Source organism: Campylobacter sp. JMF_06 NA1 (assembly GCF_027737785.1).
Lineage (GTDB): Bacteria > Campylobacterota > Campylobacteria > Campylobacterales > Campylobacteraceae > Campylobacter_B.
Genome location: NZ_JAOVUA010000004.1, coordinates 80110 through 94435, shown reverse-complemented (window position 1 = coordinate 94435; position 14326 = coordinate 80110). Strand labels below are relative to the sequence as shown.

The 14326-nt window shown below is 42.7% G+C and carries 15 protein-coding genes; 7 read left to right on the top strand and 8 right to left on the bottom strand.

What is annotated here, in order from left to right; all coding sequences use genetic code 11:
• From OFO07_RS05670 to OFO07_RS05640, 7 genes are all read left to right on the top strand, one after another.
• Complete coding sequence (locus tag OFO07_RS05670; protein WP_270871256.1) at positions 1–1092, top strand: divergent polysaccharide deacetylase family protein; 1092 nt, start codon at positions 1–3, stop codon at positions 1090–1092.
• On the top strand, positions 1076–1867 hold the full coding sequence (locus OFO07_RS05665; protein WP_270871255.1) for a DNA-processing protein DprA: 792 nt from the start codon (positions 1076–1078) through the stop codon (positions 1865–1867). The genes OFO07_RS05670 and OFO07_RS05665 overlap by 17 nt, the downstream gene beginning before the upstream one ends.
• A 19-nt stretch (positions 1868–1886) precedes the next feature.
• A complete protein-coding gene (gene ruvX / locus OFO07_RS05660; protein WP_270871254.1) occupies positions 1887–2279 on the top strand; it encodes a Holliday junction resolvase RuvX in 393 nt (130 codons plus the stop codon).
• Between the two features lie 36 nt (positions 2280–2315).
• The gene (proB, locus tag OFO07_RS05655) at positions 2316–3434 is read left to right on the top strand and encodes a glutamate 5-kinase (protein ID WP_270871253.1); all 1119 of its coding nucleotides are present in this window, start codon (positions 2316–2318) and stop codon (positions 3432–3434) included.
• On the top strand, positions 3435–4682 hold the full coding sequence (locus OFO07_RS05650; RefSeq protein WP_270871299.1) for a glutamate-5-semialdehyde dehydrogenase: 1248 nt from the start codon (positions 3435–3437) through the stop codon (positions 4680–4682). It begins immediately after the preceding gene.
• A gap of 10 nt (positions 4683–4692) precedes the next feature.
• Positions 4693–5466 carry a pyrroline-5-carboxylate reductase gene (proC, locus tag OFO07_RS05645; RefSeq protein WP_270871252.1) on the top strand — a complete coding sequence of 258 codons (774 nt, stop codon included), beginning with the start codon at positions 4693–4695 and terminating at the stop codon, positions 5464–5466.
• Between the two features lie 227 nt (positions 5467–5693).
• A complete protein-coding gene (locus OFO07_RS05640) occupies positions 5694–6584 on the top strand; it encodes a DMT family transporter (protein WP_270871251.1) in 891 nt (296 codons plus the stop codon).
• Positions 6585–6594: 10 nt separating this feature from the next.
• On the opposite strand, the gene OFO07_RS05635 is transcribed toward OFO07_RS05640, so the two are convergent.
• Genes OFO07_RS05635 through rpsB form a run of 8 tightly spaced genes read right to left on the bottom strand, consistent with a single transcriptional unit; the run spans position 6595 to position 14044 of the window.
• Positions 6595–7158, bottom strand: coding sequence for a hypothetical protein (locus OFO07_RS05635; RefSeq protein WP_270871250.1), 564 nt, complete (start codon positions 7156–7158; stop codon positions 6595–6597).
• A 35-nt stretch (positions 7159–7193) separates the two neighbouring features.
• Positions 7194–8789: an arginine--tRNA ligase gene (argS, locus tag OFO07_RS05630; protein WP_270871249.1), complete on the bottom strand. Its 1596-nt coding sequence runs from the start codon at positions 8787–8789 to the stop codon at positions 7194–7196.
• A gap of 3 nt (positions 8790–8792) precedes the next feature.
• Entirely contained in the window at positions 8793–8996 is a 204-nt protein-coding gene (locus tag OFO07_RS05625) for a twin-arginine translocase TatA/TatE family subunit (RefSeq protein ID WP_270859118.1), read from the bottom strand.
• 9 nt (positions 8997–9005) lie between these two features.
• Positions 9006–9620: a guanylate kinase gene (gene gmk / locus OFO07_RS05620; RefSeq protein WP_270871248.1), complete on the bottom strand. Its 615-nt coding sequence runs from the start codon at positions 9618–9620 to the stop codon at positions 9006–9008.
• On the bottom strand, positions 9621–11489 hold the full coding sequence (locus tag OFO07_RS05615) for a hypothetical protein (RefSeq protein ID WP_270871247.1): 1869 nt from the start codon (positions 11487–11489) through the stop codon (positions 9621–9623).
• A 58-nt stretch (positions 11490–11547) separates the two neighbouring features.
• On the bottom strand, positions 11548–12189 hold the full coding sequence (locus OFO07_RS05610; protein ID WP_270861911.1) for an ABC transporter ATP-binding protein: 642 nt from the start codon (positions 12187–12189) through the stop codon (positions 11548–11550).
• Between the two features lie 2 nt (positions 12190–12191).
• Positions 12192–13250, bottom strand: coding sequence for a translation elongation factor Ts (gene tsf, locus OFO07_RS05605; protein ID WP_270871246.1), 1059 nt, complete (start codon positions 13248–13250; stop codon positions 12192–12194).
• Positions 13250–14044: a 30S ribosomal protein S2 gene (gene rpsB, locus OFO07_RS05600; RefSeq protein WP_270861913.1), complete on the bottom strand. Its 795-nt coding sequence runs from the start codon at positions 14042–14044 to the stop codon at positions 13250–13252. Before rpsB ends, tsf begins: the two co-directional genes overlap by 1 nt.
• Between the last annotated feature and the right edge of the window lie 282 nt (positions 14045–14326).

The window sequence follows — 14326 nt, the reverse complement described above, 5'->3', positions numbered from 1 at the left end:
TTGGCTAAAAAACGCACCAAAGGGCGCAAAAACGCGCCCTTATTAAATTTCAATCCAAATTTCATAAAATACATTTTAATCGCAATTTTTTGCTTTACCTGCGCCGCTCTTTCGTATGCCGTGCTAAATAAATTTTTCAAAGACGAGCCAAAAATTGTGCTTAAACTCCCGCGCGATGAGAATAAAAGCGAAATTTCAAAACCCATAATTCAAAAAGATAAAAATTTGAGCGTGGCAAAACCTGCACCCCAAATTTCGCCTGAGATAAAAGAGCAAAATTTAACCCAAATTTCAAAAACAAAAGAAGAAATCATAAAAGAAGAATTAGCCAAAATCGCAGCCCAAAGTATAGGCGAAATCACGCCAAAATCGCAGGAAAAAACAGAGCCAAAAATTTCAGCCCCTAGCAATAAAGCAGCCAAAACCCTGCCAAAAGGCTCAAAACCAAAATTAGCTATCATAATGGACGATATCTCCACAAGCGCGCAAATAGCGCGTATCAAGGCTCTGCCGATAAAGGTTACGCCATCGATTTTCCCACCGGCGAAAAATTACAAAAACACACCGGCTCTGGCTAAAAATTTGCAAAATTTCGCAATTCACCTGCCAATGGAAGCAGAGGTCTTCGCTCACGATGTAAAGGCGCTAAAAGTGGGCGATAGCTACAAAGAAATCGAAAATTTTCTAGCGCAAATCAGAGCTGATTTCCCGCACGCTAAATTTATCAACAACCACACAGGCTCGAAATTTACGGCAAATTCAGCCTCGATGCGAAATTTAATCAAAGCTATGCAAAAATACGATTTTTATTTCGTCGATTCTCGCACGAGCGCGCAGACCAAGGCACCCGACGAGCTTAAAAGGCAAAATTTGCGCTATGTTTATAGAGATGTTTTTATTGATAATACCGACGAGGTAAAAGCTGTGCGCCAAATGCTACAAAAAGCCGTGCAAATCGCGCAGAAAAGGGGCTTTGCCATAGCTATCGGCCACCCCAAAAAATCCACCTTCACCGCCCTAGAAAATAGCGCAGATATTTTAAACGGCGTCGAAGTCATCTATCTAGGCGAAATTTATGAATACTACAAATAAGCTAAATTTCAAAATCCCTGCCCTATCCAGACTGGGCAAAACAGAGCCTAAAACCCTGTATTACAAGGGAAATTTAGAGCTTTTAGATATGCCAAAAATCGCAATCGTAGGCTCTCGTAAAATGAGCATTTACACCAAAAATTTAATCACAAAATTAGCCCAAAAACTCTCAAACGCTGGTATTTGCGTGGTCTCAGGAGCAGCAATTGGCTGCGATATCACGGCGCATGAGGGCGCATTTTCGCGCACGATTGCTGTTTTTGCAAACGGGCTAGATGAAATTTACCCCAAACAAAACGAGGATATGATACGCAAAATTTACGCTAATGCCCTTGCACTGAGCGAATACGAAGACGGCACGCCTGCGCGAAATTTTCAGTTTTTAGAGCGCAACCGCATAGTAGTAGCCCTCTGCCAAGCCCTAATCGTAGCCCAAGCCGAGCCAAAATCAGGCTCACTTCAAAGCGCGCGCATTGCAAGAGAGCTTGGGATTCCTGTCTTTGTCCTGCCACACAGAATCGACGAGAGTGTCGGCACCAACGAGCTTTTGGCTAAAAAAGATGCCACGCTAATTAGCGATTTGGATAAATTTGTGGCTAAATTTAGCGGAAAAGAAAAACCAAAAAATCTCTTTTCGCACAGCGACGAAATTTTGGATTTTGTCGCGCTAAATTCGAGCTTAGATGAAGCATTGATGAAATTTGGCGAGCGCATTTACGAATACGAATTAGAGGGAAAAATCATAATCGAAGCGACGAAAATTTCGCTTGCGTAACCCAAAAAAAGGATTAAATTTGATAGTAGCTTTCGATGTGGGACTTAAACGAATCGGCGTAGCAATCAGCCCTAATGGCGCACTAGCCCTTCCTAGCGAGCCTATTTTGCGCAAAAACCGCAACCAAGCCGCCAGGGAAGCTAGCGAGTTTTTACGCGAAAGGGGAGCGCAAAAGCTCGTCGTTGGCCTTCCCAAAGGCGGTGCAAGCGAAGAAGAAATGGAGCGTCGCATAAAACATTTTGTCTCGCTTTTAGAATTTAGCGGCGAAATTTGCTACCAAGACGAGAGCTTTTCTAGTGTCGAGGCAAAGGAATTCGCGCTAAAAAGCACGAAAAAAGGCGGTGTAAATGAGAAATTTGATAGCGTCGCAGCGATGATAATTTTAGAACGATTTTTGGCGAAAAATGGCTAAATTTAGGTAAAATACCAAAATTTCAAAAGGCAAAAAATGAGAAAAAATCTACTAAAAAACACCAAACGAATCGTCATCAAAGTAGGCACCAGCACCCTAACTCACAGTGACGGTTCGCTAAATGAGGGCTTTATCAAATCGCTCGTGGCTCAAATTTGCGAACTCAAAAAACAAGGCTTTGGGGTCGTGCTAGTAACCTCTGGCGCGGTTGGGGCTGGTATGGGCATACTAAAAATCGAGCAAAAACCAAAAGAGTTAAGCGCCAAACAAGCCCTAGCAGCCGTGGGACAGGTCGCTTTAATGCACCTGTATGAGAGGCTTTTTTGGGCGCATGATGAGATTATCGCGCAACTTTTGCTGACGCGCATTGATTTTAGCGACCGCGCGCGCTATCTAAGTGCGCGAAATGTCGCTACCGCCCTGCTTTCGCAAGGCATTATCCCTATCATCAACGAAAACGATCCAGTCAGTGGCGATGAGCTCAAAATCGGCGATAACGACACAATGAGCGCGCTAGTAACCGGGCTAATCGACGCTGATTTACTCGTGCTTTTAAGCGATATCGACGGGCTTTATGATAAAAACCCTAGCACGAACCCTGACGCAAAACTGATAAAAATCGTAAATTTTATCGACGAAAACACCCTTAAAATGGCAGGCGATGTGGGGTCGAAATTTGGCACTGGTGGCATGGCAACGAAGCTTAGTGCTGCTAAAATGGCTACTAAAATCGGCGCAAATATGATAATCGCAAATGGAAAAGAGAGTAAAATTTTAGCCAAAATCATCGCTGGCGAGGAAGTTGGAACGATTTTTTGCAAAGAGGAAAAATCCATTAGCGCGAAAAAATACTGGCTCGCTTATGGTGCCAATGTGCGTGGCGCAATCAGCCTTGATGAGGGCGCATGCAAAGCCATAAAAAACGGCAAAAGCGTGCTAGGCGTAGGGATTGTGGGTGTGAGTGGCGAGTTTGAGCGGGGCGATGTCATCGAAATACTGGGCGCGGATTCACAGCGTATCGCGCGCGGTATCGCAAACTACTGCGCCTCTGAAATTTCGCTGATTATGGGGAAAAAATCGAGCGAATATGAGAAAATTTTACCTAGCGTGAGCGATGATTATATCGTGCATGCAAACAATATTGTCTTAGGATAGATTATGGAAATTTTAGAATTAGCAAAACGCGCAAAACGCGCAAGCAACGAGGTCGCAAAGCTAAGTAGCAAGCAAAAAAATCAAATTTTACTAAGCATTGCTGATGAGCTAATCACTCAAAAAGAGCTTATCAAAGAGCAAAACCAAATCGACATAAAAAACGCGCGCGAGGCAGGTATCTCCGAGGCTCTCATTGATAGACTCACGCTAAATGATAGCAGGATTAGCGCAATGAGCGTGGCTTTAAAAGAGTTAGCCAATTTTCCTGATCCAATCGGGCAGATCGTGGGAGGCTGGCGCCACCAAAACGGCATGAGTATCGCCAAAGTGCGCGTGCCTCTTGGCGTAATCGCTATGATTTATGAAAGCAGGCCAAATGTCAGCATAGACGCCGCCGCACTCGCGCTAAAAGCGGGCAATGCGATAATCTTGCGAGGCTCTGCTAGCGCTCTTGCCTCAAACATCTGCCTAAGTGAAATTTTTTGCCGTGTGGGAGAGAAATTTGGCCTGCCTAGCGGCGCAGTATCACTCATAAAATCCAAAGAGCGCGAAGATGTGCTAAAACTAATCCAGCTAAAAGAGTGGATCGATGTGCTAATCCCTCGTGGTGGCAAAAATCTCAAAGACTTCATCACGCAAAACGCGCAAATCCCAGTCATCATCACAGGGGCTGGCGTGTGCCACACCTTCGTCGATGAGAGCGCGAATTTAAGCAAGGCAGTAGAGATTATCAAAAATGCAAAAACCCAACGCCCAAGTGTCTGCAACGCCCTAGAATGCTTAGTTTTACACGAAAATATCGCAAAGCAAATTTTACCGATTTTATTAAAGGAAATGAACGAAGTAGAATTTCGCCTAGATGAGAAAATTTACGCGAAATTTACAAATTTTGCAAACACCAAAAAAGCGGATTCTAGCGACTTTGGCACGGAGTTTTTATCGCTAATAATGGCTGTTAAAATCGTAAAAAACACAGCCGAAGCGATTGAGTTTATCAACGAAAATTCCAGCGCGCACTCAGAAGCGATTTTAAGCCAAAACTCAGCCAATATCGAAAAATTTCTAAACGAAATCAATAGCGCAGTCGTCTATGCCAACGCTTCGACCAGATTTAGCGACGGGGGCGAGTTTGGATTCGGTGGCGAGATCGGCATAAGCACACAAAAGCTTCACGCGCGCGGTCCAATGGGCGTGGAGGCACTCACTACCACGAAATACATCGTGCGTGGCGAGGGACAAATCAGATAAGGAAAATGCGATGAAAATAGGATTTATAGGCGCAGGAAATATGGGCGCAGCGATGATAGAGGCGCTCGTGGGAGCGAAATTTGAAAAGGATAAAATTTGCGTTTATGGTAGGGAAAAAGGCGAGAAGCTCTGTGCAAAATTAGGCATAAAATCCGCCAAAAATGAGGCAGTGCTTGCAAATTTTGCCGATATCTTTATTTTGGCAATCAAACCTGCCGTTTATGAGAGCGTCCTAGAAAAAATAAAATATAATTTGGAAAATAAAATTTTAATCTCGCTTGCGCCAAATTTTAGCATATCACGCATTGGCGAGCTTTGCGGGGCGCAAAAAATCGTTCGCGCCATGCCAAATACTCCTGCTAAAATTTCGCTTGGAAATACTGCGCTGTGTTTTAGCGGAGTTAGCGAAGAAGAAAAAGCAAAAATCAGGGAAATTTTTAGCGCATTTGGGCAGACTTACGAGATTGATGAGAGCAAATTTGCGATTTTCACAGCCATTAGCGGAAGCTTGCCAGCGATGATTTTTAACCTAATCGAAGCCGCTAGCGACGGGGCTGTGCGCGGTGGGATAGCGCGCGAAATGGCGCACGATATCATCGCTAATGCCGTGCTTGGCTCAGCTAGCCTATGTGCTCGCACCAAAGCCCACCCACGCGCACTCAAAGACGAGGTCTGCTCGCCGGGAGGCACCACCATAGAAATGGTCGCAACACTCGAAAAAATGGGCTTTGCCACCGCTATCATCGAAGCGATAAAAGCTTGCGAAGAAAAGGCAAAAGGCTAAAATTGGCTTTTGCAAAATTTAGCCAAATTTGCATTTTTACAAAAACTTGCAATTTGGCGAAATTTAAAATTTCAACCACAAATTTCAAATTCCAGAGCAGGGTTGCGGGCTTGCGAAGCGGAAAATCCATAATTAATTCTTGATTATTTTGTAAATTTAATTACATTTTAAAATTCCAAATTTAAGCCAAATTTGCTAAATTTTTGCCAAATACAAAAAGGGTCTTTATGAAAAATTTAAGCATGGAATTTAGAGCCGATATCGGCATGATTTTTGTGGCGATTGCCTTTGGGTTGGGGTATTTGCCCACAGCATGGGCGATTGAGAGCAACGATGTTTTTGTCTTGCTTTTTTGGCGATTTTTTATCGCTAGCGTGATTGTCGCGGCTCTGTTTTGGCGCAAAATCAAATCTATCTCACGCACGCAAATCCGATATGGCGTGATTTTGAGCTTGTTTTTGTTCGCGGGGTTTGTAAGCCAAGCCTTTGCGATGAAATTTGCCGCTAGCTCGTCGGTGGCCTTTATCGTGGGGCTGAATGTCGCGCTCGTGCCATTTATCGCCAGCATTTTGTTTGGATACAAAATCTACTCATACGCCTATATCGGCGTTGCTTTCGCTGTGGCGGGGCTTTATCTCATTTGCCAAACCGAGCTTGGCTTTGGAGTGGGCGAAATTTTGGCACTCGTTTGCGCGAGCGCGTATTCGTTTCACATCGTGCTGACGGCGAATTTCGTGCGCAAATGCGAAATTTTTGGCATGGTCTATGTCCAAATCGCCTCGCTTAGCCTGTTTTGCGCATTGGCTAGCTACTTTGTCAGTGGCGTGAGTGTCGCGCCTGTGCTGGATACGAAATTTTTTATCGCAATGATTTTTATTTGCCTTGTAGGGACGGTTTTTGGATTTTTTGCGCAGGCTTTGATGCAGCGCTACACCACGCCGATTAAAGTTGCTCTGTTTTTCACGCTAGAACCAGTAACTGCGGGTATTATGGGGGTTTTCATAGGTGGAGAAATCCTAAATCGCTGGCAAATTTTAGGCGCTGTTTTGATAATCGCGGGCGTGCTAATCAGCGAGATTGGAAGCTATTTTAAGGCGAAAAATCAAAATTTGGGCTAAAATTTAAAATTTATTTTAACGGAAATCTTAAATTTAGGGCTTTTAAAAATTTATCAGATTTGCGCTTGTAGTAGATAAAACTAAAAAATACTTTAAATTTGACATAGGCATTTACCACGCCCATGCCATAGACGATTGCGACAATGCAAAAGAAAAGAAAATAAACTAGCTTGTTGTAAAAATACTCTATCCGCGCGATTTCTTCCACGCCAGATACGATAACCGCGCTCATAAATGCGACGAAAAGTAGCGAAAATACAACGCCACAAAATCGCTTTATCAAGTTCCAATTTCCCCAATAAGCCGTGGTCGAATAGCTGGTGACACTAAGCGCGCTATAAGTGCCCTCCTGCCAGCCTCTGGTGTAAATCACATCAATCAAATCGCCGTTTTTCGCCCACCATTTGGCGAAAATCGAGCTAAACCTAAGCCCTCCTACATGAAAAATCACGACAAAAAAATTCTCCCTCACCTCGCAGGCACGCACATCGCTGATGATTCCGCTGATTTTACGCGCACCCGGCGGGAGCGGTTTTTTGATTTTATAAAGTAGAGTTTTGATAGGATTTTTCATTTTGAAATGAAATTTTGCCGAAAATTCGGCAAAATTTACATGCGCTCTTTCGCACTTAGCCCCATTAAGCCAAACGCCGTGCGAATACTAAGCGCGACAAGGGCAAAAAGTTTGAGTTTGGCATTTTCGTTTTCGCTGCCAACCACGCGGTTTTCGTTGTAGTATTTGTGAAAATCTGCGGCTAGAATTTTAAGGAAATCAGGGATTTTTTGCAATCCTCTGCTAGCGAAGGCTTCGTTTAAAACCTCATTTAGCGTCATCGCCTCAAAAGCCAAATTTAGCCCAGCTTCGTCAAGCGTGCTAAAATCTGCACCCAAAACCTCGCTATCGCTCATATTTTTGCCAGCTTTGCCAAAAATTTGGTAAATTCTAGCGTGAGCGTAATTGATATAAAAAATCGGGTTCGAGCTATCTTCTTTGCCAAGCTCGTCAATGTCGAATTCTAGCGGTGTTTCGCCCTTTTTACTAATAAACATAAAGCGCAAATTATCCTTGCCAATCGCGCTTAGCACATCGCTCATTAGCACGCTGGTGCCTGATCGTTTGCTCATTTTAAACGCTTCGCCGTTTTTTAGCAAATTTACCATTTGCATAAGCACGATTTCTAGGGCACTTTCATCGTATCCTAGGAAGTGGATTGCCGCCTTTAAGCGCGCGATATAGCCGTGGTGATCTGCGCCCCAGACATTGACATATCGCTCAAATCCGCGCTCGAATTTGTTATTGTGATATACAATATCGCCCGCTAGATATGTCGGACGGCCGTCCTCTCGTATGACGACGCGGTCTTTTTCGTCGCCCACGGCGCTGGATTTGATCCAAACCTTGCCGCCTTCTTTATACATTTCGCCACTTTTTTCAAGCTTGGCAATCGTCGCGTCAAGCTCGCCATAAAGGCTCTTTTCGCTAGCCCAGTTTTGTATAAAAATTCCACAATCTGCCAAATCTTTTTTGATGATTTTCAAAACTTCATCTTTGGCAAATTCAGCAAGCTCTAAAATTCTACCATCATCGTAAAAAATCTCTTTGCCAAATTTTTCTACGCTTAAATTTACCAGCTCATCAATATACTCGCCGCGATAGTATTTCTCGGGATACTCGACGCTCTGCCCGAAAATTTCCTTCGCGCGCAGTATCATTGAAATACCAAGCAATTCGATTTGATTGCCAGCGTCGTTTATATAATACTCTGTGCAAACCTCGCTACCTAGGTAGTTTCCTACCTTAGCGAAGGTATCACCATAAACTGCGCCCCTGACATGGCCTATGTGAAGCGGGCCGGTTGGGTTCGCGCTAATGTATTCAAGCAGGATTTTTTCGCCTTTGGCGTCAGTGCTATTTTTCGCAAAATTTTCGCCCAAATTTAGCGCATTTTGGGCTAAATTTCCAAGTACACTAGGTTTTATATGAAAATTCAAATACCCATTTATCGCACTTGCTGATAAAATTTCGTTATCGCTAAATTTAGCCGCTAGCTCCTGGGCGATGATTTTAGGGGCTTTTCTAAGCTCTTTTGCGAGCGAAAAAGCCACAGGCGAAGCATAGTGAGCTAGGGTTTTGTCTTTTGGTTTTTCGATGATTACCTCGCGCCCTAGGACGCGAGAGATTTCGTTTATAGCTAAATTTTTCAAAAACTAAGCCTTTTGAGATTCGTCAGCTTTGGTAGTTTCGCTCTCTTTTTTCACACTCTCTTCAAGCTTTGGGTCGTCTTCCATCTCTTTTTTAAACGACTTGATACCCTTGCCTACGCCTTTTGCAAGTTCAGGGATTTTTTTCGCTCCGAAAAGCAACACTATAATAGCCAAAATAATTAGCAATTGTTGAACGCTAACGCCCATTGTATCTCCTTATTTCCAAGATTTCATAACCGCTGAAATATCGCATCTAGCGGTTTCTAATCTGATTGTTTTGTAGATTGATTTAAAATTTAAATACGCGCTTTCTAGCTCGTCGTTGATCACGAAATAATCATATTGCGCGAGATATTTTATCTCGTCTTTTGCGTTTTGCAAACGCGTAGCAATGTCCGCAGAGGCTGTATCTGCCCGTGCTAGCAGACGCTTTTCTAGCTCTGCTGGGCTCGGAGTGGTTACGAAAACCGTAGTAAGCTCGTTTTTGCTTATTTTTTGGCGAACGATTTCGAAACCTTGCACATCAATATCAAAAATCACGACTTTGCCCAAATTTAGCGCCTCTCGCACGGCTTTTAACGATGTGCCGTAGTAGTTGCCATGCACGAGCGCCCACTCTAAAAATTCGTCATTTTCTATGCCGGCTTTGAATTCGTCTTTGCTGATGAAATGGTAATTCACGCCGTCTTTTTCGCCATCTCGCATATCTCTTGTGGTAGAACTGATAGAAAAATATATCTCATCTGTGCCAAACTCAGCGATAAGCCTCTTTATAAGGGTGCTCTTACCGCTTCCGCTTGGACCTGAAACTAGTAAAATTTTACCTAGCAATTATTTATCCTCAAATGAGATATTGATATTGATTCTAAGGTCTTTAAGTGCTTCTTGTATGTTTTCCTCGCCAGAGAATTGCTCCAACACACTAGCGATATTTGCCTCTAAATCGTAGCGCAACTGCTCTTTTAGCTCATCAACGCTCAAAAATCTGCGCTCTTGCTCTAAAATTCGATTAACTTCATCGCGAGTTTTTGGTGCGACATGCGCAGGAACCTCGCTTTGAGCGGTAGGCTCGACACTAACATCGACAGCTGGTTTAATATCAGGTAGCTCTACGCCACTTGCGACTTGCGGTAAATCCAAATCATCAAAATTTGGTTTTTCATCTTTTTTCTCATCTTGCGCTGCCGCTTTAACAGGCTCGGAAGCGACTTTTTTATCTTTTTCGAGGGCTAAAATATTATCAAATAGCAAGTCATCATCGCCAGCTTCCTCATCGTCCTCATCTGAGGTCTCATCTTGTGAAATTTGGGCTTCTGGCTCAGCCTTTGCCTCGTCCTCACCATGCTCTACACTCTCAAATGCTGGCTCTAACGAAACATTTGCCAAAGGAATTTCTTTGTCGCTAGCTAGCGCGATTGGGGCTTCACTCTCTTTTTCGCCCTCTGCTTTATCCTCTGGCTCATCATCACTAGAATTATCAAACATCGAAGAAAACATCGAACCAAAATCACTATCAGATGAATCTTCGCTCTGCTCTTTTGCCTCTTCTTGCGCTTCTACTTTTGCTTCTTTTTGCTCTTCTTGCGCCTCTTCTGGCTCGTTATTTTGCGCAATCTCACTAAGTGGCATATCGTCTGAAATTTGATCCATAACAGCACTTAGTGGCATGTCATCATCGATATCATCTAGCGAAATTTCATCTGCCAATGCGCTTAAAGGTTTATCATCGTCAAGATCATCAAGCGAAATTTCACTTAACGGCGTATCATCATCGATATTTTCGGCCAATGCAGATAGCGGAACATCGTCATTTACATTATCTAGCATAGCAGAAAGTGGTGTGTCATCATCGATATTTTCAGCTAATGCAGATAGCGGAACATCATCGTCAGAGTTGTAAAAATCATCTAAAAGGCTTTCGAAATTTTGCGTGCTAGCCTCGCTTTGGCTAGCTTCGTTGCTTTCAGAAGCTACATCGCTAGCTGGCTCTACGCTAGCTTCTGCGGTAGTTTCGGCCTCGTTTGCAGGCTCGCTAACACTCTCATCACTTGGTTTAGCTTCTGGCTCGCTAGGGGCAAGTTCTAAAACCAAATCATCTAAATTATCAGGAATTTCGATATTAAAAGGCTCATTTTTTGCAGGTTCAGATTTTACTTCGTTTTGCACCTCATCGCTAGCTTCTGCGCTAGTAGCAAGAGAGATTGTATCGCCAGCATCGATATTTAGGGTTGGTTTTGGTTTTGGCGCAGGGTTTTCAGCTTTTGTTTCCTCATCTGCGCTATCGTTGATTGGCGCTAGGCCGATTCCCATATCAGCGCCCTTATCGCCCTTTTCATCGATTGACTCGATCTCTTTCATCATCGAGCTGACATCGGCGAATTCTTGTGCCATTTTTGATTTTATCTCAGGATTTGGTTTTGCAGATGAAAATCCGCTAATAAATTTAATCAATTCAGCAGGCGCAAATGGCTTAGTCAGCGTGTGTGTCGCGCCTACGATAATATCGTCTTTGGAGATCAAAAACAAGGTTTTATCGACATCAAAATGAGAAATGCTATCCTCTTCGCTATAATCTTTTATCACCAAATCATAATCTTGTTCATCAATGCTGTAATTCGCTAAATCAGAGTGTGTGCGTTCGCAACAAATATTAACTACTTTTGCAACTTGTTCATTTGTGCTATCAAGTAAAATTTTCATTTTTAGCCTTTTTGAAAAAAAATTTCCCTATTTTAGGATAATTTTGGTTAGTGATTGCTTATATTTTAGCTAAATTTTGATTATTTAGGCGATAAATTGACGAACATTTGCCTGCAAGCGACTCGTCGTGGGTGACAAGCACGAGTGCGCCGTCATTTTTGGCGATATAATCAAATATCACCTCCATGACCTCATTAGCGGTGTTTTTGTCCAAATTTCCAGTTGGTTCATCGGCAAAAATAATGCGTGGGCGTTTGTTTAGCACCCTAGCGATACTGACGCGTTGCTGCTGACCACCGCTAAGCTCGCCGATATTTTGGGATAGCGTCCCTGTAATTTTTAGTTTTTCTAAAATTTCATAATCAATTTTGTTGTTTGTAAGCTTGGCTGCAAGTTCGATATTTTCTTTGACAGAAAAGCCCTTAAAAAGGTAGTGTGATTGAAAAATTATACCAAAATCATGCCTGCGAATTTTAAGCCGTTCGTCTGCGCTTAGCGAGTATAAATTTGTGTCATTGTAAAAAACTTCGCCCGAATTTGGCTTTAAAAGTGTGCATAAAATGTGCAAAAGTGTGGATTTACCGCAACCACTCACGCCCAAAATGGCGCTAGTAGAATTTGAATTTATTGTGATATTTATATCATTAAAGAGCGTATAATCATACGCATGAGTAAGATTAACGCCCTTTAAAAGTGTCATTTTTAGCCGATTTGTGCTGCGACTTCTGCTGCGAAGTCATCGACTTTTTTCTCTAAGCCCTCGCCTACTTCGAAGCGGACATATTTTACGATTTCGATTTTGCCACCGAGTTTCTCAGCTGTCTCAGCCACTACTTGCTCGATAGTTTTTTTATCGTCCATTACGAAAAATTGCCCCATAAGCGTAAGTCTTTGATCGATTTGAGTGTTATCAGCGATAAATCTATCGATTTGACCTGGGATAATTTTGTCCCAAATTTGCTCAGGTTTGTTTTGTTTTTTAAGTTCTGCTTTTAAATTCTCAGTCTCAGTCGCCAAAACCTCATCAGTGATTTGAGCGCGTGAGCCATATACTGGGATTTTGTGCAAAGGTTTGCCTAGTCTTACTCTCTCTTCATTGTCTTTTTCTAACTCGCCCACAAGTGCTGCGAATTCTTTTTCGATAAATTCTTTATCCAAATCTTTGTAGCTAATCACGCTTGGTTTCATAGCTGCTGCGTGCATACAAAGGTTGCGGATTAAATCTTTTGCGCCTTCGGCAGTTTTTTCGCTATCGCAAGCTGCTGCGATGATGACGCCCACACGGCTGTTTGAGTGCAAGTATCCTTGGACTACGCCATTTACGCCAGCTTTAACGGTTTCAAATCTGCGGACAACCAAATTTTCGCCGATTGTTGCGATTTGAGTTTTTAGGTGATCTTCGAATTTCACGCCGTCGATTACGCTCTCATTTAGCGCTTCTACTGTTTCAATGCTATTTTTTTGGACATGAATAGTGATATTTTTAACCAAATCAATGAAATTTTGGTTTCTTGCGACGAAGTCAGTTTCTGAATTTACCTCGCTGATTGTTGCAGCGTTGCCATTTACTTCGACACATACTAGACCTTCGCTAGCTAAGCGATCTGCTTTTTTCGCAGCTTTGCCAAGACCTTTTTCGCGTAGTAGATCTACGGCTTTTTCCATATCGCCGTTTGTTTCAACTAATGCTTTTTTGCAATCCATCATACCTGCGCCAGTGCTTTCGCGCAGTTCTTTTACCATTTGTGCTGAAATTTCCATTATTCTGCGTCCTCTGCTGTTTCGAAATCCTCTTCGCTCATCGCTTCTTCTACGATTTCGTCTTTTTCTGCTTGGCTAACTGGTTCGCCACCCTCGCCCTCTACGCTGTCTTGATCTCTTAGCGCTTTTCCTTCATTGATAGCCTCAGCCATTTCTTGGCAGAAAAGTTGAACTGAACGAATAGCGTCATCATTACCCGGAATTGGGAAATCTACAACATCTGGGTCGCAGTTTGTATCTAGTGGCGCTACAACAGGGATTTTTAGTCTGTTTGCTTCTGCTACGGCGATTTTTTCTTTTACTACATCGATGACAAAAATCATATCAGGCAAGCTTTTCATATTGCGAATTCCGCCAAGATATTGTTCTAATTTCTCTTTTTTGCGGCGCAGCATTAAGGCTTCTTTTTTTGTTAAAAGGTTGATTGAGCCGTCTTCTTCCATAGCTTCGATGACTTCTAGTTTGCGGATTGATTGTTTGATAGTGCTGAAATTTGTTAGCATACCGCCTAACCAGCGATGATTTACAAATGGCATTCCGCATTTTTCAGCGTATTCACGCAAAGTCGCACCTGCTTGTTTTTTAGTGCCGACAAATAGCACTGTTTTGCCCTCAGCTGCTGCGTCGCGAACGACATTGTAAGTGTAGCGGAAGTAGCGGATAGTTTTTTGCAAATCTATGATATAGATACCTTTTCTCTCGCCAAAAATGAATTTTTTCATTTTTGGGTTCCAGCGGCGTGTTTGGTGACCAAAATGAACGCCACATTCTAATAAATCTCTCATTGTAACCATGAGTTTTCTCCTTGTGGGACTAGCCCGAAATTTAGTTTCTTCCTCCGCATTTTTTAGCAAATTTAGGGCTTTTTGGGCGTGAAATTTGCTTTCACAACTTGCCAAATTTGCAACTAAATAAGGATAAATGCGTGTGAAATGAAGTGTGGATTATACTGAAAGTATGCTAAATTTAAGATAAATTTATGGTATAAATTTAGAGATTGAACCCAGCCTAGCTTTTTTGTGATACTTCGTTTAGACTTCGTTCGATAGCCAAAACAGGCTTATCTCACTCGTCCA

Excerpts from the sequence above, each read along its gene's own strand:
- OFO07_RS05665 (WP_270871255.1), top strand. The coding sequence starts at position 1,076 with ATGAATACTACAAATAAGCTAAATTTCAAAATCCCTGCCCTATCCAGA.
- proB (WP_270871253.1), top strand. The coding sequence starts at position 2,316 with ATGAGAAAAAATCTACTAAAAAACACCAAACGAATCGTCATCAAAGTA.
- proC (WP_270871252.1), top strand. The coding sequence starts at position 4,693 with ATGAAAATAGGATTTATAGGCGCAGGAAATATGGGCGCAGCGATGATA.
- OFO07_RS05640 (WP_270871251.1), top strand. The coding sequence starts at position 5,694 with ATGAAAAATTTAAGCATGGAATTTAGAGCCGATATCGGCATGATTTTT.
- OFO07_RS05635 (WP_270871250.1), bottom strand. The coding sequence starts at position 7,158 with ATGAAAAATCCTATCAAAACTCTACTTTATAAAATCAAAAAACCGCTC.
- OFO07_RS05625 (WP_270859118.1), bottom strand. The coding sequence starts at position 8,996 with ATGGGCGTTAGCGTTCAACAATTGCTAATTATTTTGGCTATTATAGTG.
- OFO07_RS05615 (WP_270871247.1), bottom strand. The coding sequence starts at position 11,489 with ATGAAAATTTTACTTGATAGCACAAATGAACAAGTTGCAAAAGTAGTT.
- OFO07_RS05610 (WP_270861911.1), bottom strand. The coding sequence starts at position 12,189 with ATGACACTTTTAAAGGGCGTTAATCTTACTCATGCGTATGATTATACG.
- tsf (WP_270871246.1), bottom strand. The coding sequence starts at position 13,250 with ATGGAAATTTCAGCACAAATGGTAAAAGAACTGCGCGAAAGCACTGGC.
- rpsB (WP_270861913.1), bottom strand. The coding sequence starts at position 14,044 with ATGGTTACAATGAGAGATTTATTAGAATGTGGCGTTCATTTTGGTCAC.